Origin of the sequence: Desulfosarcina variabilis str. Montpellier, assembly GCF_048565275.1 — a bacterium.
Lineage (GTDB): Bacteria > Desulfobacterota > Desulfobacteria > Desulfobacterales > Desulfosarcinaceae > Desulfosarcina > Desulfosarcina variabilis.
This window is the reverse complement of the sequence record NZ_CP159846.1, coordinates 2,273,277-2,293,455: the sequence shown is the minus strand read 5'-3', so window position 1 is coordinate 2,293,455 and position 20,179 is coordinate 2,273,277. Positions and strand designations below refer to the sequence as shown.

Annotated in this window: 15 protein-coding genes; 10 read left to right on the top strand and 5 right to left on the bottom strand. The window is 52.8% G+C overall.

Annotated features, from left to right (window positions below):
• The first annotated feature begins 147 nt into the window (after positions 1-147).
• From Dvar_RS10355 to Dvar_RS10335, 5 genes are all read left to right on the top strand, one after another.
• Complete coding sequence (locus Dvar_RS10355; RefSeq protein ID WP_419661610.1) at positions 148-2,508, top strand: SLC13 family permease; 2,361 nt, start codon at positions 148-150, stop codon at positions 2,506-2,508.
• Between the two features lie 175 nt (positions 2,509-2,683).
• Positions 2,684-3,538, top strand: coding sequence for a pyrroline-5-carboxylate reductase (gene proC / locus Dvar_RS10350; RefSeq protein WP_419661609.1), 855 nt, complete (start codon positions 2,684-2,686; stop codon positions 3,536-3,538).
• 102 nt (positions 3,539-3,640) lie between these two features.
• Positions 3,641-4,078 (top strand): MauE/DoxX family redox-associated membrane protein, encoded by a 438-nt coding sequence (locus Dvar_RS10345; protein ID WP_419661608.1) that lies wholly within the window; start codon positions 3,641-3,643, stop codon positions 4,076-4,078.
• Positions 4,079-4,289: 211 nt separating this feature from the next.
• Positions 4,290-4,988 carry a cytochrome c biogenesis CcdA family protein gene (locus Dvar_RS10340; RefSeq protein ID WP_419661607.1) on the top strand — a complete coding sequence of 233 codons (699 nt, stop codon included), beginning with the start codon at positions 4,290-4,292 and terminating at the stop codon, positions 4,986-4,988.
• 14 nt (positions 4,989-5,002) lie between these two features.
• Positions 5,003-5,479, top strand: coding sequence for a thioredoxin family protein (locus Dvar_RS10335; protein ID WP_419661606.1), 477 nt, complete (start codon positions 5,003-5,005; stop codon positions 5,477-5,479).
• Between the two features lie 91 nt (positions 5,480-5,570).
• Here the strand turns inward: Dvar_RS10335 and Dvar_RS10330 are convergent, their stop codons facing one another.
• Entirely contained in the window at positions 5,571-5,822 is a 252-nt protein-coding gene (locus tag Dvar_RS10330) for a hypothetical protein (protein ID WP_419661605.1), read from the bottom strand.
• A 27-nt stretch (positions 5,823-5,849) separates the two neighbouring features.
• On the opposite strand from Dvar_RS10330, the gene Dvar_RS10325 reads away from it, so the two are divergent.
• A complete protein-coding gene (locus Dvar_RS10325; RefSeq protein ID WP_419661604.1) occupies positions 5,850-6,839 on the top strand; it encodes a ChaN family lipoprotein in 990 nt (329 codons plus the stop codon).
• Positions 6,840-6,842: 3 nt separating this feature from the next.
• On the opposite strand, the gene Dvar_RS10320 is transcribed toward Dvar_RS10325, so the two are convergent.
• The gene (locus Dvar_RS10320) at positions 6,843-9,329 is read right to left on the bottom strand and encodes a vitamin B12-dependent ribonucleotide reductase (protein ID WP_419661603.1); all 2,487 of its coding nucleotides are present in this window, start codon (positions 9,327-9,329) and stop codon (positions 6,843-6,845) included.
• Positions 9,330-10,239: 910 nt separating this feature from the next.
• Here Dvar_RS10320 and Dvar_RS10315 point away from each other — a divergent pair.
• Positions 10,240-12,462 (top strand): ribonucleoside triphosphate reductase, encoded by a 2,223-nt coding sequence (locus Dvar_RS10315; protein ID WP_419661602.1) that lies wholly within the window; start codon positions 10,240-10,242, stop codon positions 12,460-12,462.
• Between the two features lie 3 nt (positions 12,463-12,465).
• Positions 12,466-13,161, top strand: a complete 696-nt coding sequence (locus tag Dvar_RS10310; protein ID WP_419661601.1) for an anaerobic ribonucleoside-triphosphate reductase activating protein — start codon at positions 12,466-12,468, stop codon at positions 13,159-13,161.
• A 485-nt stretch (positions 13,162-13,646) separates the two neighbouring features.
• On the opposite strand, the gene thiD is transcribed toward Dvar_RS10310, so the two are convergent.
• Positions 13,647-14,459 carry a bifunctional hydroxymethylpyrimidine kinase/phosphomethylpyrimidine kinase gene (gene thiD / locus Dvar_RS10305; RefSeq protein WP_419661600.1) on the bottom strand — a complete coding sequence of 271 codons (813 nt, stop codon included), beginning with the start codon at positions 14,457-14,459 and terminating at the stop codon, positions 13,647-13,649.
• A 184-nt stretch (positions 14,460-14,643) separates the two neighbouring features.
• On the opposite strand from thiD, the gene Dvar_RS10300 reads away from it, so the two are divergent.
• A complete protein-coding gene (locus tag Dvar_RS10300; RefSeq protein WP_419661599.1) occupies positions 14,644-15,207 on the top strand; it encodes a hypothetical protein in 564 nt (187 codons plus the stop codon).
• Between the two features lie 18 nt (positions 15,208-15,225).
• Here the strand turns inward: Dvar_RS10300 and nifA are convergent, their stop codons facing one another.
• Positions 15,226-16,749, bottom strand: a complete 1,524-nt coding sequence (gene nifA / locus Dvar_RS10295) for a nif-specific transcriptional activator NifA (protein ID WP_419661598.1) — start codon at positions 16,747-16,749, stop codon at positions 15,226-15,228.
• 195 nt (positions 16,750-16,944) lie between these two features.
• Between nifA and Dvar_RS10290 the strand changes: the two genes are divergently transcribed.
• Positions 16,945-18,105 carry a DNA polymerase IV gene (locus Dvar_RS10290; protein ID WP_419661597.1) on the top strand — a complete coding sequence of 387 codons (1,161 nt, stop codon included), beginning with the start codon at positions 16,945-16,947 and terminating at the stop codon, positions 18,103-18,105.
• A 126-nt stretch (positions 18,106-18,231) separates the two neighbouring features.
• Here the strand turns inward: Dvar_RS10290 and Dvar_RS10285 are convergent, their stop codons facing one another.
• Positions 18,232-20,178 (bottom strand): transglutaminase TgpA family protein, encoded by a 1,947-nt coding sequence (locus tag Dvar_RS10285; RefSeq protein ID WP_419661596.1) that lies wholly within the window; start codon positions 20,176-20,178, stop codon positions 18,232-18,234.
• Position 20,179 lies beyond the last annotated feature (1 nt).

Genomic DNA, 20,179 nt, shown 5'->3' with positions numbered 1-20,179 from the left:
GCAAAACCATGGCATAACGTCATCACTACACGGCCGGCAACGGGTCGTTTCAACATCCATCCGGCTTTAAAGCCAGGGCAACCGGCCGGAATCGATACCAAGCGACATACACAATCCATCATTACTCAGGTTAAAGGGAGTCATCCCATGTCTGCGGAAATCATCATTGTATTGGCGATCCTTGGTGCCGTTATCATTTTACTCATTACCGAGTGGACCCCCTTGGAAGTGTTGGCCATGCTGGTCATGGGGATGCTGGCAATCACCGGTATTGTCACACCTAAAGAGGCCTTGGCCGGTTTCAGCAATCCGGCGGTGGTTACCATTTGGGCCGTCTTCATCTTGAGCGGCGGACTGACACGCACCGGCATCGCCAATATTCTCGGCCGCCAGTTGCTCAAGGTTGCCGGCGGTGGGGAAAAAATACTGATCGTCATCATTATGATCATCGCCGGTGGATTGTCGGCATTCATGAACAACGTGGCCGTGGCCGCACTCATGCTGCCCGTGATCATGGACATTGCCCGCAAAACCAGCCGTTCACCATCCATTTTGTTGATGCCGCTGGCCTATGGATCGCTGTTAGGCGGTCTGACCACCATGATCGGTACACCGCCCAACATCCTGGTCAGCGAAGCGCTGCGCGATAACGGCCTGGAGCCGTTCAGCCTGTTCGATTTCTCCCCCGTGGGCCTTTTGGTTATGGTTGGCGGCATTGCCTTCATTGCCATGGTCGGCACACGAATGCTGCCCAAACGTAATTTATCCCAGGAAACCACCGCGCAGGAACGGGATTTTCGCTCCGCCTACCGGCTCAAAGACCATCTTTTCCAGATCAGGATTCCCGACCAATCCGTGCTTGTGGGCAAAACATTAGCCAAAAGCCGGATCGGCGCGGCCCTGAGGCTCAATGTCATTGGTATCACCCGCGGCAATCAGACCCTGTTGGCCCCGCCCATTACCGAAGTGATCCAGGCCGAGGACCAGTTGATCGTCGAAGGCAACCGGGATCAGATCCACGAGATGAATCACTGGGGCCAACTCCTGGCCGAAGAAGGGGCCGTTGATCCGGCGGTACTTTTCACCCATGGCATGCAGGTAGCGCGGTTAAAAATCAAATCCGACAGCGCCTATGCGCATCAAACCCTTTCGGACATCGGGTTCCGTAGCCGTTTTGGGTTGAATGTGCTGGGTATCGCGCGTGACGATCGTCAAATCATTGAGGATCTGAAAGCAAGGCCGCTGCGGGCCGGAGATGTGCTACTGGTTCATGGATCCCTGGAAACATTGACTGAACTTGGCGATCACGCGCCTTTTCAGCCGCCAGAGATCCTTTCCCCCGAGGATGTGGCCCAATTCGAGGTCCTGGGTGACCGGCTGCGCCGGCTGCGTGTACCGGCAAGATCCAAGCTGGTCGGACTCTCTTTGAGTGAAAGCCGATTGGGTGATGCGGTCGACGTTCAGATCCTTGTCATCATTCGCCGTGACGGTACAGCCCGGGTTCCCGCTTCCTCGGACCGCTTCGAAGCGGACGACCAGTTGATCGTTGCCGGAACCACGGACATGATTTCGATACTGCTCATGCAGGGCCTGGAAGGCATTTTCATCGAAACGGACACCCATCGCCCGGATCAATCCACCATCGAGGACGAGCGCGTGGGGTTGGTCGAAGCCACGCTTTCCCCTCACAGTGTGCTCTCCGGCATGTCCCTGCGGGAAATCCATTTTCGCGACAAATACGGTTTGACGGTGCTGGCCATCTGGCGCAAGGGCAAAGCCTATCGCGACGCGCTTCGCGATATGCCCTTGCAGTTCGGGGATGCCCTGTTGCTTTACGGGCCTTGGGAAAAACTCAACCTCTTGGGCCGCGAACCTGATTTTCTGGTGCTTACAGAAACCGCCCAACAGGCACCCCGGGAAAAAAAAGCCAAGGTGGCGCTGGCCATTATGGCCGCCGTGCTGGTTCCAGTCATCCTCGGATGGCTGCCGATTTATATCGCCGTGGTCGTCGGCGCGGCATCGATGGTGCTCACCCGTTGCCTGACCATGGAGGAGGCCTACCGCTACATTGAGTGGAAAGCGGTTTTTCTGATCGCCGGCATGCTGCCCCTGGGCACGGCCCTGGACAACACCGGCGCTGCACGCCTGCTGGCCGAAGGCGTGGTTGGCGTCGTAGGCCCCTTTGGTCCCCATGCCGTACTGGCAGGGTTGATGCTGATTACCTTCATGGCCACCAGCGTTATCCCCACGGCGGCCCTGGTGGTATTGATGGTCCCCATTGCCCTGAAAACCGCCGCCGGTTTAGGGATATCCCCCTACCCCCTGATGATGGGCATAGCCATGGCCGCCTCATCCAGTTTCACATCCCCTGTTTCCCATCCGGCCAATGTGCTGGTCATGGGACCCGGTGGTTATCGATTCATCGATTACGTCAAACTCGGGCTACCCCTCACACTGGTCGTGTTCGTTATTTTAATGATCTTTATTCCCTTTTTCTGGCCCATGTGAAATGCAACCGCTTAAACCGAAACCATCTTTACGCAAGATCTGGCCATTTTCGGCCAGACGGATGACGTCTGTTTTAATGGTCTCAGATTTTCCTTGACATGGTGCGGGGCGGAAACGTAGGTGAACGGATTGCAAAGCTTTACCATCCCACACGATTTAAGAGGAGATTGAAACGATGTTAAACGACAAAAAAATCGGCCTGATCGGTGCCGGTAACATGGCCAACGCCCTTATGGACGGGTTGCTCCGTTCCGGTTCAACAAAGGCCGAGAACATCATCTGTTCCGATGCTAACGAACGCCAGCTGGAGACCGCCCAAAAAAAATTCAACGTGGCCACGACCACGGACAATATCGAGGTCATTAACAAGGCCGATATCATCATTTACGCCATCAAACCCCAGATCATGGCCAGCGTGCTCAAAGAGACCGCCGCGCATCTGGATATGAGCAAGCTGATCATCTCCATCGCCGCCGGTGTTCCGTTGGCGGCCATTGAGTCGTTGCTGAAAAAGGATTTGCGTCTGATCCGGGTCATGCCCAACGTGGCTGTTGCCGTCCGCGAAGGCGCAACTGCCATCGCCGCCGGCGACCATGCAACCGAAGAAGACGTCAAGCTGGCCATGGCGATTTTTAATTCCGTCGGCAAATCCATTTTCCTCAAGGAAAATTACCTCATGGACGCCGTTACGGGCCTAAGCGGCAGCGGACCGGCTTATATTTTCATGATCGTGGACGCCCTGGCCGATGCCGGCGTTAAGGTCGGCCTATCGCGAAAAGATTCCCAGCTGCTTGCCTCCCAGACCATCCTGGGCGCCGCCAAACTGCTCCTCGAGACCGAGGCCCATCCCGGTCAGTTGAAAGATTCGGTCACGTCTCCGGGGGGAACGTCCATCGTCGGGCTGCACACATTGGAAAAAGGGGGACTGCGCACCACGCTGATCGATGCTGTGGAAGCAGCCACCAACCGTTCCAAAGACCTGGGAGAAGCCATGATTAAAAACTTTGCCAACGGGAAAACCCAGCCCTAAGAGCCTATTTGAAAAGTCTGGCTCGCGTGGTAATATTACGTTGGCAATATACTATGACTGATCAAATCCAACAAAAATGGGTCCGAAAGGCATCGTAAAGCAGTGTCCCCTCTTTTCGGCAAAAAACTAACGGCTTGCGTCAGTATTGGGCTGGGTGCCGTGTTCTTGGTTTCCAGTATTGCAAAAATCGCCGATCCGTCCGCCTTTGCCGCCATTGTGGCCAACTACCAGCTGGTCAATCCACCCCTGGCCACATTGACAGCCATCATCCTTCCCTGGATCGAAGCGCTATGCGGTGTTGCGCTGGTTTTCGGCCGTTACGAAAAAGGGGCGGCACTATTGGTCAGTTTGATGATGGTCGCTTTTATCGGGATCGGTTTTTTTAACGCATACCGGGGACTGGACATCGCGTGCGGCTGTTTTTCGCTGTCTGCCCGAGAGCCTTCCAATATTGCCATGAACACCTTGCGCGACCTGGCAATTCTGGCGGCCGGTATCTGGGTATTGACAAAACCAAGCAATCTTTCCCACACCGCTTGACCCAACAGCCGTCGATCGTTTCAGATTGGATCAACATTCAAAAAAAGTTCTGATCATCATCTGGCAGGCGCCTTGATCTTGGTGAATTTGTCGAACGATGGGCAAGCAGGCTGCAACAGCGAGCCCGTTTTTTGTAACCCTCTTTACATTAGGGTCTCAATAGCTAAGACCAGCAACTATTAAGATTGTCCAAGAAAGTGATTGCCAGCCTATGTTCACTGAATCAATCTCGTATTCCGCCGCTCTGGTTGCAGGGCTGCTTTCTTTTTTTTCACCCTGCATCCTTCCGCTGATCCCAGCGTATTTTACGTTTATTACCGGCTTTTCCCTGGATGAATTGACCGGTGTTCAACGCACCGGGGTACGGATACGGATCATCCTGTCGACCTTGAGTTATATTCTTGGTTTTTCAACTATTTTCATCCTCATGGGCGCATCGGCCTCTTTTGTCGGCGGCGCCATTTTCCAGTATCGCGACTGGATACGGATCGTTGGCGGGGTGGCCATTATTTTGTTCGGTATTCATATGACCGGCCTTTTTCGGTTCAGGGCCCTGGAATTCGAACGGCGTCTGCACCTTCAAAAAAAGCCTCTCCCTTTTATCGGCACATTTATCGTGGGCATGGCCTTTGGCGCGGGGTGGAGTCCGTGCATCGGTCCGCTGTTGGGCTCGATTTTGATCGTGGCCAGTAACCAGGATACGGTGGGTCAAGGAATTGGGTTGCTATCGGTTTATGCCGCCGGACTGGCAATTCCGTTTCTGGTGCTTTCCATTTTCATCGATTCGCTGATTATCTTAATAAAAAAGGTCTCATGGTCGATAAAGTATATTAATGTGACCGCAGGCGTGCTGCTGCTGATCATCGGCCTGCTCCTGGTTACCAACCAATTGAATCTGATCAGCGCATAGGATAACATTACGTGATGCAAAAAAAATGGTACCTGACAATTGTGGTTTTGGTCTTGATGGTTATTCCGTTTCTTTACAATCCCGCACCGCAAGCCGCTCAAAACGGTGATGGGATTCAATGGATGGCATATGAAGAAGGCCGTAAACGGGGCGAGACCGAAAAAAAGAAGGTGTTCCTGGTTTTCAATGCCGACTGGTGTCGATACTGTCTTAAAATGGAAAAGGAAACGTTCCAAAACCCCAGCGTGATCGCTTACGTCAATCGCAATTTCGTGCCCATCAGCGTCAACTCTGACAGGCAGCAGGCCATCGCCACCAAATACAAGGTCACCGGCCTGCCCAGCACTTGGTTTATCGCGGAAAACGGGGCCATGATCGGCAATCGACCTGGGTATATCCCCCCCAAAGAGATGCTTTCCATTTTAAAATATATTAACTCGGACAGCTACCAGACGATGAGTTTTAAAACCTTTGTGGAAAAAAACAATTAGAAACACAAGGCGTAAGCGCCCCACCGATCATCCAAGCTGGTCAAGCGCGCAAGAACAAGCAATTTTGATCAATTAACAAAATTTCCGATCCTTAAATATTCCATCTTCTGATCAGGCGGATCAGGCTTGAAATGGTAAGTGTCAGTGAAAGCACCATCAATAGGCAGGGGAGCCAGATATAGCCGGTAAAGCGCAGTGTATCCAAGGCTGCAGCAATCCCCACCATACTGAACAGCAATACCACCACGGCAAAAATCAAGGTCAGGATCAAGGAAAGTTCCGTGTCATACCAAGGGATGAAAGCTTTGCGGAAAAGCAGATCACTTTTGAATTTTATCTTCAAATCAATCTCCGATATTCAAGGACTGATATGACCCTTTACCATAGCTGGAGCTCGATTCCATCGTATTTTACGCCTCGCCACGCGCATCGCAGCGGTTTATGTTTTACCGGTGGGCGTTTCCCACTGCTGTGGATCATGGCCGTGATGCTGATGCTAACCGCAGGAGGATGTGCAGTGCAGCCAAAAACGCTGATCATCAAGGACAGCGAGGCCCGATTGGTGGAACACGCGATATTAGAAACCGATACCGCGTCAACTGTCTCGCGTGAAACGCTCTATTCAGATTTGGCCAAGGTTCGTGTGGTCTATGTGGGAGAGCAGCATACCAACCCGTCCCACCATACCATTCAACTGGAAGTCATCCAGGCCCTTGCCCGGATCACACCGGATCTGACCATCGGCATGGAAATGTTCGATTACACCTACCAACCGGTGCTTGATGATTGGGTTGCCGGAAAACTCGACGAAACCCAATTTTTACAGCGAACCCATTGGTACGCCAACTGGCGCTTTGACTATGGCTTGTACCGCGGTATCCTGGATTATGCAAAAGAAAAAGGAATTCGGCTGATCGCCCTGAACGTTCCCTCCTATATCCCCGCACGAATCGGGGTGGGAGGCATCGCCAGCCTGTCTGCCGATGACAGCCGACATCTGCCGGAGACAATCGACACCAGCAATACCGATCACCGGGCCTATATTGAAGATATTTTTAAAATGCACACCATCAAAGGGCGGGATACATTCGCCTATTTCTATGAGGCGCAATGCACCTGGGAAGATGCCATGGCCGATAAAGTGGCCACCCATCTGGGGTCAGGGAAAATGGTGGTGCTGGTTGGCAACGGTCATATCATAAAAAAATTCGGTATCCCCAACCGGGCTTATGCGCGCAACCCGGCGCCCTTTAAAACCATTTACCTGACACCCGTGGACGGTGAAGCCGAGCTGTCCTGGGCCGACTACCTGTGGGTCACCCCACAGTCGCCCATGCGCCGGATGATGCGCATGCGGTGATGACTATCCGCATTTGGTGAACCCGCAGAAGTGACACGTCATACACCCCTCTTCAAAGCTCACCGTCTGATTGCATTCAGGGCACACCTCCCCTCTCAGACTGCCGACCGACTTGGTTTTTTGACGATCCTTGAGATACCGTTTTTCAAGCACCCGCGCAATGGCATCGGGAATGGACAGGACCAACCCACCGTTTTGAAAAACCGGATGTTCACCGCCAATGCCTTTTAGCTGTTCCACCACTTTATCGACGGTCACCCCTGATCGGAAGGCCAGGGATACCAAACGGCCGATGGCCTCTGTTTTAGCAGTTGTGGAGCGGCCGGATTTGCCAATTGTGGCAAAAACCTCGAATGGTTTGCCATCGTATTCGGTCACCGTCACGTAAAGCTGGCCCAATCCGGTTTTGACACGGGTGGTAAACCCTTCCAGGGTGTCGGGCCGTTTGCGCACGGCGGTCATGAAGGCATCCTCTTTCTTTTTATTGGAGGAAAAAGAGAGCACCTGATTCTCTTTACTGCCGTCCCGATAAATGGTGACGCCTTTGCAGCCAAGCTTCCAGGCCAAATCATAAATCCTGCGCACATCGGCCACCGTGGCGTCATGGGCCAGGTTCACCGTCTTGGATACGGCATTGTCGGTGTATTTCTGGAAAGCCGCCTGCATGCGCAAATGCCATTCCGGGGAAATATCGTGAGCGGTGACGAACACCCGTTTAACATCATCGGGGATGTCCTTCAGATGGGCCACGGATCCGGATCGAGCAATCGCCTCCATCAGTGATGGGGAGTAAAACCCCTGCTTTCTAGCGACGTTTTCGAAATGGGGATTGACCTCCACCAGCTTGTCGTTGTCCATGACCGTCCGTACAAAACTGAGCGCAAACAGCGGTTCAATACCCGATGAGCAGTTGCAAATAATACTCAGCGTTCCCGTGGGGGCGATGGTAGTGGTGGTGGCATTGCGATAGGCCTTGGCGGCGTCACCGCCAAAGCGACTTTTTTCGTAGTTGGGAAACACCCCGCGCTTTTCGGCCAGGGCCAGGGAGGCCTGGTGGGATTCAGTCTGCACGAATCCCATGACCTCCTCGGCGACGGCCAATGCGTCTTCACTGTTGTAAGGCGTGCCCAACTGAAACAGCAGATCGGCAAACCCCATAATCCCCAGTCCGATCTTGCGGTTGGCCTTGACCATTTGATCGATGGCCGCCAGGGGATAGCGGGACATATCAATGGTATTGTCCAGAAAGTGGACGGCGGTCCAGACGGTTTCTTTCAGGGCCGCGTAATCGATCTGCGGTGTATTGTTTTTGGAGGCAACGAACTTCCCCAGATTGATGGAGCCCAGGTTGCACGCTTCCATGGGAAGCAGTGGCTGCTCGCCGCAAGGGTTGGTGCTTTCAATCTCACCCAGCGCGGGCGTTGGATTGTCACGGTTCATCCGATCAAGAAAAACGATTCCCGGGTCACCGTTTTTCCAGGCTTGCTTTACCAGTTGGTCGTATACCTCACGGGCGTTTAGGTTTTGAACAGGTTTCCCGTCCCGCGGATCCAACAGCGCATAGTCGCCATCGTTTTTAACGGCCTCCATGAAAGCCTCGGTAATGCCTACGGAAATGTTGAAGTTGTTGAGCTCGGTGTTGGTGGCCTTGCAGTGGATAAACTCGATAATATCCGGATGATCCACACGCAAAATGGCCATATTGGCCCCTCTGCGGGTGCCCCCCTGCTTGACCTGTTCGGTGGCCGTGTTGAAAATTTTCATAAAGGAAATCGGACCGGAGGCAATCCCGCCGGTCGTGCCCACCGTCGAGCTTTTGGGACGCAGGCGGGAAAAGGAAAATCCCGTGCCACCACCGGATTTATGAATGATGGCCGCGTTTTTCAGTGCATCGAAAATTCCCTCCATGGTATCTTCGATGGGCAGCACAAAACAGGCCGCCAGTTGCCCAAGGCTTCTGCCGGCATTCATCAGTGTCGGTGAATTGGGCAAAAACCGAAAGCGCGTCATCAGTGCGTAAAATTTCTCAGCGAGTTTTTTCACATCGGCCTGGGCGTCATAATTTTTCTCCGCCTGGGCAATGTGGCGCGCCACGCGGTGGAACATCTGGGCCGGTGTCTCCTGCAGCGTACCATCCATGGCCTTTTTCAGATAGCGCCGCTCCAGGACCGTTTTGGCGTTGGGGGAAAGATCAATGCCATTTCTGACAAACATGTTGCAGGTCAGGCGTAGCGGCTGGTGGTTGTCCAGTCCATATTCGGCCATTTTGGCCTTGACCATTTCATCCACCATGGGAGAGGTGATGTGACGAAGGTCCATACGGTCAATCGTGGAACGGATAAAGCGGGCAATGTCCTTGGCTTGCGCTTTGTTGACCGCATTGGCACCAACAAGGGTCTTACAAAAGGCCTGATCATCCCAGACATGGGTGGTCAGGTCCACATTTCCATCTTCCACGATGAGAATTTTCTCTTTTTGTGCCATAAGCATTTAACTCTCCATTTTCCGATACGCGTTATTTGGATCGTTTTTTCGCTGGTCTGAATTGCTTGATGCACCAGGCAACACCCTGACATCACCTTATGGTAAACGGCCCCGCTTCGGGTTTGACGCTCGATTCAGCAATGTCAGGACGCTTGGGATGATCGGCCCGGCTTGGGCGCTGCTGGCATGGCACCGGGAGAGAGGGAGAACTTGCGATTACGGGCCTTAGAGCCAGTTTGATAAATCCGTCTAAGGCCCGCTAACGGCGTTGGAAAGTGTCTCAAAATGCTCACATATTACATATGCTCCGCTTTTGAACCACTTTCCGCCTTGTTATCGGGCCTGATCCAGACTTCTCAAACAGGCTCTTACACTATGGAAACCGTCAATGCCGCAACCCTGCCCGCCAGCGTGTAGATCCAATGTCTCACACAATATATTGTGTGTCAAGCAACTTTCCACACAATATATTGCAGATTATTCCTGACCCAGCCTCAGCATCAATTTTTACATAAAAATAAAGCGCCCCTGGCGATTGTCCATATCTTCTAAAAAAGTCACCCCAAAATAGGGTGATTTCCTGGACTTGAATATTTCCTCGGAAACCGGGATAAGACGATTTTTAGGAATCCGTCCGAACAAAGACTTTTTCCGATTTCATCATATCCTTTGCAAACACAAGCAGTTGGAGGCAGGTCAGCGGGCACCAGAAATCCACTATATATGGGAAAATCGCCTTGACACACAACAATATGTTGTTGTAAAAGAAAATCACTGTGCCTCATGTAAGCAGTGACGGAAAGACCTTCTACCAGAACTTACTCGAATTCATGCACACCCTGAAAAAATACCGGCTGCGGTGTTTTTTCGTCGTTTCAAATCATCAAAATTAAACTTAAGGTCCGAGGAGATACCCGTGATTGAAGAAATCAAGAAGCGTAATGGTCGAGTTGTCGAATTTGATTCATCCAAGATTACCGCAGCCATCGCCAAAGCCGGAAAGGCAACCGGGGAATTCAGCCAGCGGGAAGCCAAGAAGATGACCCTGCGGGTATTGACCCTGGTCCATGAGCTGCGCCTGGGGCCCACGCCTGAAGTGGAGGAAATTCAGGACATCGTCGAGCGGGTGTTGCTCGATTCTCCGTATTACAAGACGGCCAAAGCGTATATCATCTATCGGGAGCAGCACGCCCAGATCCGCCGCATCGCCACCAAGGCCCATGTGGATCTGGTCGAGCACTATATCCGCAAGCTGGATTGGAAAATCAAAGAAAACAGCAACATGTGTTACTCCCTGCAGGGCCTTAACAACTATATTTCTTCGGACGTCACCTCTGAATACTGGCTCAATAAAATTTATCCACCGGAAATCCGGCGTGCCCATGCCGACGGGGACCTGCACATCCACGACCTCAGCCTGTTGTCGGTGTACTGCGTGGGATGGGATCTCACCGATTTGTTACGTAATGGTTTCAAAGGCGTTGAAGGCAAAGTGGAAAGCGCGCCCCCCAAACATCTGCGTTCAGCCCTGGGACAGATTGTCAATTTCTTCTATACCCTTCAGGGAGAGGCGGCCGGCGCCCAGGCCCTGTCCAATTTCGACACCCTGCTGGCGCCCTTTATCCGCCATGACCAGCTAAGCTACGACAAGGTCAAACAGGCCCTGCAGGAATTTGTCTTCAACATCAACATTCCCACACGGGTCGGTTTCCAGACGCCGTTTACCAACATCACCATGGATCTTTACGTGCCGGGCACCCTGAAAGACCATCCAGTAATCATCGGCGGCGAAACCCAAACCACCACCTACGGTGAGTTCCAGGCGGAAATGGATATTTTCAACCGGGCCTTTGCCGAAGTCATGATCGAAGGCGATGCCAAGGGCCGGGTGTTTACCTTTCCCATTCCCACCTACAACATCACTGCGGATTTTGATTGGGATAATCCCAATCTGGAACCGGTCTGGCAAATGACCGGCAAATATGGCATTCCCTATTTCTCCAACTTCGTCAATTCGGATATGTCGCCGGAGGACGCCCGCAGCATGTGTTGCCGCCTGCGGCTGGACAATCGCGAACTGCTCAAGCGCGGCGGCGGCCTGTTCGGCGCCAATCCGCTCACCGGTTCCATCGGGGTGGTAACCATCAACCTGCCGCGCATCGGCTATGTGGCCATGAGTGAGGATGAGTTTTTCGCCACCTTACGGGCCAAAGTGAATCTGGCCATCGAGAGCCTGGCTATCAAGCGTAAGGTGCTGGAGCAGTTTACCGACAAAAATCTCTATCCCTATTCCAAATTCTACTTGCGCGATATCAAGAATCGTTCCGGTGTGTACTGGAAAAATCACTTTTCGACCATCGGCATTATAGGCATGAACGAAGCCTGCCTGAATTTTCTGGGAACGGACATCACCACTGCCGATGGCCAGACATTTGCCGTCAGGGTCATGGATGCGTTGAGATCCATGATTGCCGAAATCCAGGACCACACTGGAGACATCTTCAACCTGGAAGCCACACCGGCCGAAGGCACCTCCTATCGCCTGGCCATGATCGACAGACGGCGCTTTCCGGACATTGTCTGTGCCAACGAGGAAGATATTCAACACGGTGCAGCGCCCTTTTACACCAACTCCACCCAGCTGCCGGTCAACCACAGCGATGATATCTTCGAGACCTTGATGCTCCAGGACACCCTGCAGACCAAGTATACCGGCGGCACCGTGCTGCACCTGTTCCTGGGAGAACAGGTCGGTGACATCGAAACAGTCAAATCCCTGATTCGCAAGGTGTCGGGCAACTACCGTCTGCCCTATTTTACCCTGACCCCCACATTCTCTGTCTGCCCGTCCCACGGGTACCTTGCCGGTGAGCAACCCCGCTGTTCGTATTGCGATCAGGAGACCGAAGTCTATTCCCGCGTGGTTGGCTACCTGAGACCGATAAAACAGTGGAACGACGGCAAACAGGCTGAATACTGCAGACGGCGGACATTTAAAGTTCCCCATGAGGCGGATGGGGTTACCGCAGCGGTGGTCATGGAAGAAAACCGTTCCAGCCAACCGCTCCAGGATAAACCGCTGAAATCAAGGGATACGGTATTGGTCGAGGATTCGCTGAAACAGCTGGGGAGTGTATAGCCATTGTTCATCGCAGGGCTGCAAAAAAACTCGTTTATCGATTTCCCGGGCAAGATCAGTTGTGTGCTTTTTCTAACCGGTTGTAATTTCATCTGTCCGTACTGCCACAATCCTGAACTGGCCCGGGGCGAGTATCCGCAGCAGATCCCTTTCAGTGAGGTGATTGATTTTTTATCCAAAAGAAAGGGCCTGCTGGAGGGGGTTACCATCACGGGTGGCGAACCCACCTTGGAAAGGGGGCTGGCTGAGCTTTGCCAATCCATCAAAGCGTTGGGCTATCCGGTCAAACTGGACACCAATGGGAGCCGCCCCGACACGTTGGGCCGGCTTCTTGATCAGAATTTGTTGGATTTTGTGGCCATGGATATCAAGGCGCCCTTAGACGCCTATCAGCCCTTTAGCCGTCATTCACACACCAAGGCGCGACTGACCGAGAGTATTCGGCGGATCATGGATCATGCGCCGGCCTATGAATTTCGGACTACCTGTGTACGCCCTTTTATCAGTGCCGAGGCGATCAAATCCATTGCCAGAACCATCGAAGGCGCCACCCATTATGTACTCCAGCCATTCAACCCCCGGGCCACGTGTTTAGACCCTGAATTTGGCCAAGATCAGGATCCGACCATCCTCCCGGAAACCATGCAGCAGCTGAAAGAATTCGCCGAGCCTTTTGTTTTACGATGTACCATCCGCTAACCGGCGGTGATCAACCGCTCAAATACAATTTCAGTGCGTCCCAAATACCATTTTTCCCCACCCGTTTTTATTAAACGGCCAAATTCCCGGCATCAAACTTCTCACCTTTTATTTATACAAACAATATCAAATGGTTTCGCTTCCATACGCCCAAATAAAACTTGGTATATGGTTTGCTTAAAGTTTGTTCTGCTTTCGATTACCGAGTTACCTGTACCAGGAAGCAGTATCGATCCTCGAGTTATCTAGTGTCTATCCAGAAATAGGCAAATTTGGTCGAGATCAAGGCGCGCGAAAAATTTAACCACAGGCATATGGTTGATATTCCGAGGATTAAATTTTTCGCGCAACGCCGATATCGGGCAAATTGGCCATTTATGGATGGGCACTATCTAAGAGCCTGCTTGAGAAGTCTGAATCAGGCCATAGACAATGGGTGCGCTATGAGCGTAGTGCTGAAGGGCGGGGGCGACAAGTCCTCCCCTTCAGTCAATGACCATCCCCGCCTTTTGGTATAAATCATAAAAATGATGCGTCGGGCCGCACCCTTTGCCAAGGTCAAAGGCATTTTCAATGGCCCCCGTAATGTAGGTCTTGGCCTGGGACACGGCATCAAAAAAGGTCTGTCCCTTGGCCATATATGCCGCGATGGCTGCGGAGAAAGTGCATCCGGTACCATGGGTATTGGCCGTTTGAATGCGTCGGTGCTCCAGCAGCCGACATTTATTCCCGTCAAAAAGGACATCCGTGGCATTGTCCTGCCCCAAATGTCCACCTTTCACCACCACCATGCGAGCACCTAAATCGGCAATCTCCCTGGCGGCTTGCTTCATCCCCTCTATGTCGGTGATTTCCTTTCCCAGCAAAGCTTCGGCTTCGGGTAGATTGGGCGTCACCACATGCGCCAGGGGAAAAAGGTGTTGGACCAGGGCGGCCTGGGCGTTAGGCTTGAGCAGTGCGTACCCGCTTTTGGATATCATTACCGGGTCCAGGATTACCGGTGGAAGGCTGGCAATCGAACCGAGTGCACTGGCGATGGATTCAATCAACGGAATGCTGGCCACCATGCCGATTTTAACGGCCTCAATGGAAATATCGTCAAACAGGCAGGCGATCTGGTCGTGCACAATCTGGGGGCGCATTTCCTGAATGTCATACACCTTCTGCGTGTTTTGCACGGTTACCGCCGTCACGGCGCTCATACCAAATACGCCCAATGCCTGAAAAGTTTTCAGATCCGCCTGAATACCGGCCCCGCCCGATGAATCGGAACCGGCAATGGTCAGTGCCGTATGCATGCTGGCCTCCCTTTGTTCGCGTTCCTTCCTATGCAAGCCATTAGGAAACGGTTGTAAAAAAATACAGATTTTAAGATGGCTGCCGATAATGAGGGTAAATATCACAAACATCGACTGAAACAACTGTGCCGTCGACCAATTGAAACGTCACCGAATCGGCGCATAGCAAAATGACAAAAATCCCATGACACACCATGCATCCCATCCCCCTTGCCATCAGGTGAACAATAGCAACGGCAGTGCTGCCGGCATTCTCATCGCACTCGTTTTGGTGCTGGCCTTGGCCGGGGGAGGAGGCTTTTGGGCCTACACCAACTATTTTAAAAAAAAGCCCCTGCAAACCAAACTTTCGTCCCACAAAGTCAAAGAGGAAGTCGTCCGGTTTACCAATGATTATGTGTCTCGAGCGCTTTACCACAACCTGATCACCATAGACGATATCGTGAGCATGATGAACAAGGAATTAAAGCGGTTAAAACGCCTTGGTTCTAAATTTCCCAACCAGAGCAGCATTATCAACACCCAAACCAAAGAACTCAACACGGCTCGGGACAAGCTGTCCAGGGCAATGTCTGAAGTAACCGCCGCGCTCGAAAAAATGTACGTTATCTGGATGGTGGACCGCGCCAGGGGAATCAGCGAAATCAACGCTCAGAAAGGCACGCTCACCCGACAGCTGGCCGACGCCATTCGTAATGAATCGGTATTGATCGGACGCATCCGCAGTAATCCGGAAGCCGCCTCTTAGCGCCTGTTTGAGAAGTCATTACCGATAGGTGCGGTAATCCACCCCAAACTTTTTGGCCTTGTAAGCGAATTTGCGCACGGTGGTTTTCAGGACTTCCGCTGCCGTGGTAATATTGCCGCGCGTATTTTTCAGCGCGTCGATGATCATCTCTTTCTCCAGGGCGGCCACGGCATCTTCCAGACTAAGATCGGGCAGTGTACCGCTCTCCCTGCCGGTCTGCAGGGTAGGCGGCAGATGATAGCTGTGGATAGCCCCCTCCTCACAGAGCAAAACGGCGCGTTCAACACAGTTTTCCAGTTCGCGCACATTCCCCGGCCAATGGTAGGCCATAAGCATATCAATGGCCGGCGTGGAAAGCCGCTTGACCTCTCGAGCATTTTCCTCAGCGTAACGTTCCAGAAAGAAATCGGCCAAGAGCAAAATGTCGGTCTTGCGTTCCCTTAACGGTGGCATATAGATGGGAAACACATTCAGACGGTAATACAAGTCCCCGCGGAAGGTGTCCTCTTCGACAGCCTGCTCCAAATTTTTATTGGTGGCGGCAATGATGCGCACATCCACCTTGAGGGTTTTATGCCCCCCCACCCGTTCGAACTCCCGTTCCTGCAACACGCGCAACAGGCGCACCTGGACATCGGGCTCGATGCTTCCAATTTCATCCAGGAAAATGGTGCCTTTGTGGGCCAACTCAAAGCGCCCGGCTTTCTGTTTGATGGCACCGGTAAACGCCCCTTTTTCGTGGCCAAACAATTCACTTTCGATCAAATTATTGGGAATCGCCGCACAGTTCACCTTGACGAACGGCATTTTTGCCCGTTTGGAATTGTAGTGAATGGAATTGGCCACCAATTCCTTGCCGGTCCCACTTTCCCCGCGAATCAGCACGGTGGCGTTGCTGCGCGACACCTGGCTGATCATCTGAAACACTTCGCGCATTTTGTTGCTGTTGCCGATGATGTTGTTGATGCGGTACTTATTCTCCAGTTCGTCTTTCAAGCGTTTGTTTTCATCCCGCAAGGCTTCCTTTTCCAGCTGGATGGTTTCCAGATTGATGGCATGGCGGGCCAGCATGGTTGCCACAACGGAAAGCAGTTTCGTACCATCTTCAAGTGAATATTCAGGATCATACGCGCGATCCACGCTCAAGGCCCCCACCACCTGCGTCCCTTTTTGCACTGGCACGCATATGAACGAAATCTCCCCCATGTCTTTCATCTTGCGAGATGCCGTCCGATTAAGGAACAAGGGTTCTTCACTGATCTTGGGGATCGCCACGGCTTCACCGGTCTGAATCACCCGCCCGATGATACCCTCTCCCAATTTGTATTTGACTCGATCCATGGCGCTTTTTGATAAACTGTGGGCCACCTCGATACTGATTTCATTTCTAAGGGGGTTCAGGATAGATATTGTGCCGCGCTCCATTTGCAGCGTATTTGATAAAATATCCAACGCTTTGAACATGGATTTTTTCAAATCCAAATGCTCGTTGAGGGCATTGGATATTTCGTAAAGCAAGGTGACTTGTTCGATCGCTTTCATGAACTTTCCTTTATCAACATGACACTTTTGAGGTCACAAAATAGTTAATTGGGTGCTGCTTACAACATTTTTGTAATCTTTTGCAACCCAAGAAGCCTATTCTATGGATTTATTTTTTGCCCCAACGGTGGATTCAATTGAGTTTGGCAAGGCCATTAGCTTGAAAGAGACGGGCTGGCAGGCTAAAGTACATCCATGATTTTGCATATTGACATGGATGCTTTTTTTGCCTCTGTCGAACAGCGGGATAACCCGGACCTTAAGGGCAACCCCCTGGTCGTGGGCGGCGCTTCCGGCCGCGGTGTCGTGGCAGCGGCCAGTTACGAAGCCCGCCGGTATGGAATCCACAGTGCCATGCCCATGTTCATGGCCAAACAGCGCTGCAGCCATCTGACGATCGTCCCACCCCGAAAAGACCATTATGCAGCGGTATCCCGGTCGATCATGGCAATTTTGAGTAACTATTCACCAGTCGTGGAACAAGTTTCCATTGACGAGGCCTATTTGGATGCCGCCGGGTGCGAACGGCTGTTTGGTCCGGCACGGACCATGGCCAGCACCATCAAGTCTGAAATCACCCGGCAGACCAGACTAACCTGCTCCATTGGTGTGGCCCCCTTAAAATTTTTAGCCAAAATCGCCTCGGATATGCAAAAGCCCGATGGCCTGACCGTCATCCATCCTGCAGAAGTTGCCGATACGATCAAAACACTGCCGTTGGAAAAAGTTCCCGGCGTGGGTAAAACCGCTTATGGTCAGTTGAAAGCAATGGGGCTTCGCAGCCTGGGAGATATTCAAGTCATCAATCCAGAATTGCTCAAGGCGCGATTGGGAAAGTTCGGCGGACGCCTCGTGGACCTGGCGCATGGCAAAGACGACACCCGGGTCACCCCCCATACGCCCACCAAATCCATTTCCACGGAACGAACACTGCCCGCCGATACGCTCAATCGGGAAGACCTTCAAAAACACCTGTTGGCGCAAAGCCAGGAGGTCGGGCGTCAGTTGCGCCGCGACGGTTTCCTGGCCCGCACCATTACCTTAAAAATGAAGGACCACGATTTCAAACTGATGACCCGCAGCATTACCCTTGCCCGCCCCACTCAATCATCGGAAATGATTTACCAGACGGCAACTGCGCTGCTGGGCCATCACCGCTTGGACAAGGCCCTAAGGCTGATCGGCGTGGGGGCCTCGTCCCTGATCGCCGACACCCCCCCCCAGCAGGGCTGTCTGTTTACAAGTCCTGATCGCAAGGCAGACGGCTGGGAAAAAGTGGATCATGCGATTGACCGCATTGCCGAGCGGTTTGGCCGGACGGCTGTTCATCGGGGATCACTGACGCCAACAGATTAATGAGTTAGTTAGTTAGTTAGTTAGTTAGTTAGTTAGTTAGTTAGTTGGTTAGTTGGTTAGTTGGTGGGTTCAGGGGGCTAAAACGAAGTTATCCACCATTATCCATTCTCAATTTTCCGTTATCCATTATTCATTATCCATTTTTAATCTTTTCCTCGGATGAAACCGTCGCACCAACTGACGCAACGTTTTCAAGTCATCATCACCAGGCTCACGACCGTATCGCAGTGACAGGTAACAGTCCACAATTTCAGCGACCGCTTTTTCGAATGCCGGATGATCGCCGGCCACTCGCCGGGAATAATCATATGCCCCCTGATATGGCGGCTTGGCCAAGCCAATCCGGGACATTTTTTTTAAAAAGCGATTGTAAAGGATAAGGGCTTGATCCTCAATGGCTACCGGTTGCCGCTGGCGTTGCCGCCGATACACAAAAAAAGCGGCAATCGTCAGTCCAAGCAGTGCACCGACCAACAACACCCCGTACCGCCAATGCCATACCTTTTTCACAAGCGCGGCCTGATCCGTTGCGGAAAAGCCCATAAACCAGATGTCCCAGCGGAAATTAACAGTCTGCCACCCCAGCCGGATGGTTTCGATCCAGCGCCTCAGCCAATGATCCTGGGAAATGACCGACAACCACGACCCGGTATTCAAAAACCCATCAATACCATCATCGACACGATCAGGGGCCACGGCGAGGGTCGGATCTACCCGAACCCAACCGGCCCCTTTTATCCACACTTCGCACCAAACATGGGCATCGGCCTGACGCACCGTCAGAAAATGACCCACGGCATTCCATCGCCCGCCCAGGTACCCCCCGACCATTCGCACGGGTACACCTGCCGAGCGCATCAGCACGGTAAAGGCGCTGGCAAAATGTTCACAAAAACCATTGCGGCTGATAAAAAGGAAGTCATCCACCGCATCCCGGCCCAGGCGATCCGGCTTCAGGGTATAGGTGAATCCCTCGCTGCGGAATAGATCAAGCCCGGCCCTGACCCGGGCTGTGGGGTCGGTATGGGCAAGGGCCAATTGCCGGCCCAATTCCAGGGTTTGCGGATTCCTGTTTGCCGGCAGTTGCAGGTATCGATCACCTGGATGGCCGATCCGGTCCTGACGATGGTCCAAGGCCGTGGTGACTGCATAGGTCAATCGTTGCCTAACGGGCCTCCGGGTTTGCAGGGTATGATCCGCCATGATCGTGGCCACCGGCGTGGCCGTAACGGGCAGGTCCAAAGCAAACAGGTTGCGGTGGCCGTGGGGCTCCAGCACGACTCGGTAGCGGGTCAGGACTTTACCCTTAATGCTGCTTCGCCGGGCACGTTGACGGTGGATGGGCGTCCAGGTATCGCCGTCAAAGGATTGGAAAACAATACCCCGCCAATAGCGCTGGTCGGCTTCGGGCAAGGAGGAGTCAAAAAAAACGGAAAACGCGGGTGTATCCATGGTCACCAGGCGGGATACATCGCCCATGCGCATTAGGGTTGAAAATCCGGAACGATTCTGGCGGGACCATGGCGCATTCATCAAACTGCCGGAAAGCCTGGGAAAAGCGAGAAAAAAAACCATCATCAGCGGAACCGCCCAAAGCACCAACCGGGCCGAGAGTTTCAGCTGCGGCCCAAAGGAACCGGCAGGGTGATTGACATGAATCAGTACCGCGGTGGTGACCCAGACCGATATAAACAGATAAACAGTCATGGCCAAATTCTCAAAAACAAACAGACTGGTGATAGTCAAGAAATAGGCCAGAAACACCGTTACCATGCTGTCCCGATGGCCGCGCACTTCCAATGGTTTGACGCCGGCCATGACCGCCAACAAGGTAATAAAGTCACTGCCGTCAAACCGCAGGCCGGCAGAAATGAAAACCAGGATCAATCCAATCGAAAAAAAAATCAAACGGATGGACCGGGAGGGCACGGCCGAGTGGGCGGGGCCCCGGACCCACAGATATCCCCAGAACGCCATACACCAGCCGATGGCCCACCATGGCAATGCAAAGCAAAGCGGCGCCGTGGCAACCGCAAGGGCAAGGAGCAATTGGCCAATGGGTTGGACTTGCATG

Coding starts and splice junctions, on each gene's coding strand:
- Dvar_RS10355 (WP_419661610.1), top strand. CDS start 148: ATGTCTGCGGAAATCATCATTGTATTGGCGATCCTTGGTGCCGTTATC.
- proC (WP_419661609.1), top strand. CDS start 2,684: ATGTTAAACGACAAAAAAATCGGCCTGATCGGTGCCGGTAACATGGCC.
- Dvar_RS10340 (WP_419661607.1), top strand. CDS start 4,290: ATGTTCACTGAATCAATCTCGTATTCCGCCGCTCTGGTTGCAGGGCTG.
- Dvar_RS10335 (WP_419661606.1), top strand. CDS start 5,003: ATGCAAAAAAAATGGTACCTGACAATTGTGGTTTTGGTCTTGATGGTT.
- Dvar_RS10325 (WP_419661604.1), top strand. CDS start 5,850: ATGACCCTTTACCATAGCTGGAGCTCGATTCCATCGTATTTTACGCCT.
- Dvar_RS10320 (WP_419661603.1), bottom strand. CDS start 9,329: ATGCTTATGGCACAAAAAGAGAAAATTCTCATCGTGGAAGATGGAAAT.
- thiD (WP_419661600.1), bottom strand. CDS start 14,459: ATGCATACGGCACTGACCATTGCCGGTTCCGATTCATCGGGCGGGGCC.
- Dvar_RS10300 (WP_419661599.1), top strand. CDS start 14,644: ATGACACACCATGCATCCCATCCCCCTTGCCATCAGGTGAACAATAGC.
- nifA (WP_419661598.1), bottom strand. CDS start 16,749: ATGAAAGCGATCGAACAAGTCACCTTGCTTTACGAAATATCCAATGCC.
- Dvar_RS10290 (WP_419661597.1), top strand. CDS start 16,945: ATGATTTTGCATATTGACATGGATGCTTTTTTTGCCTCTGTCGAACAG.
- Dvar_RS10285 (WP_419661596.1), bottom strand. CDS start 20,178: ATGCAAGTCCAACCCATTGGCCAATTGCTCCTTGCCCTTGCGGTTGCC.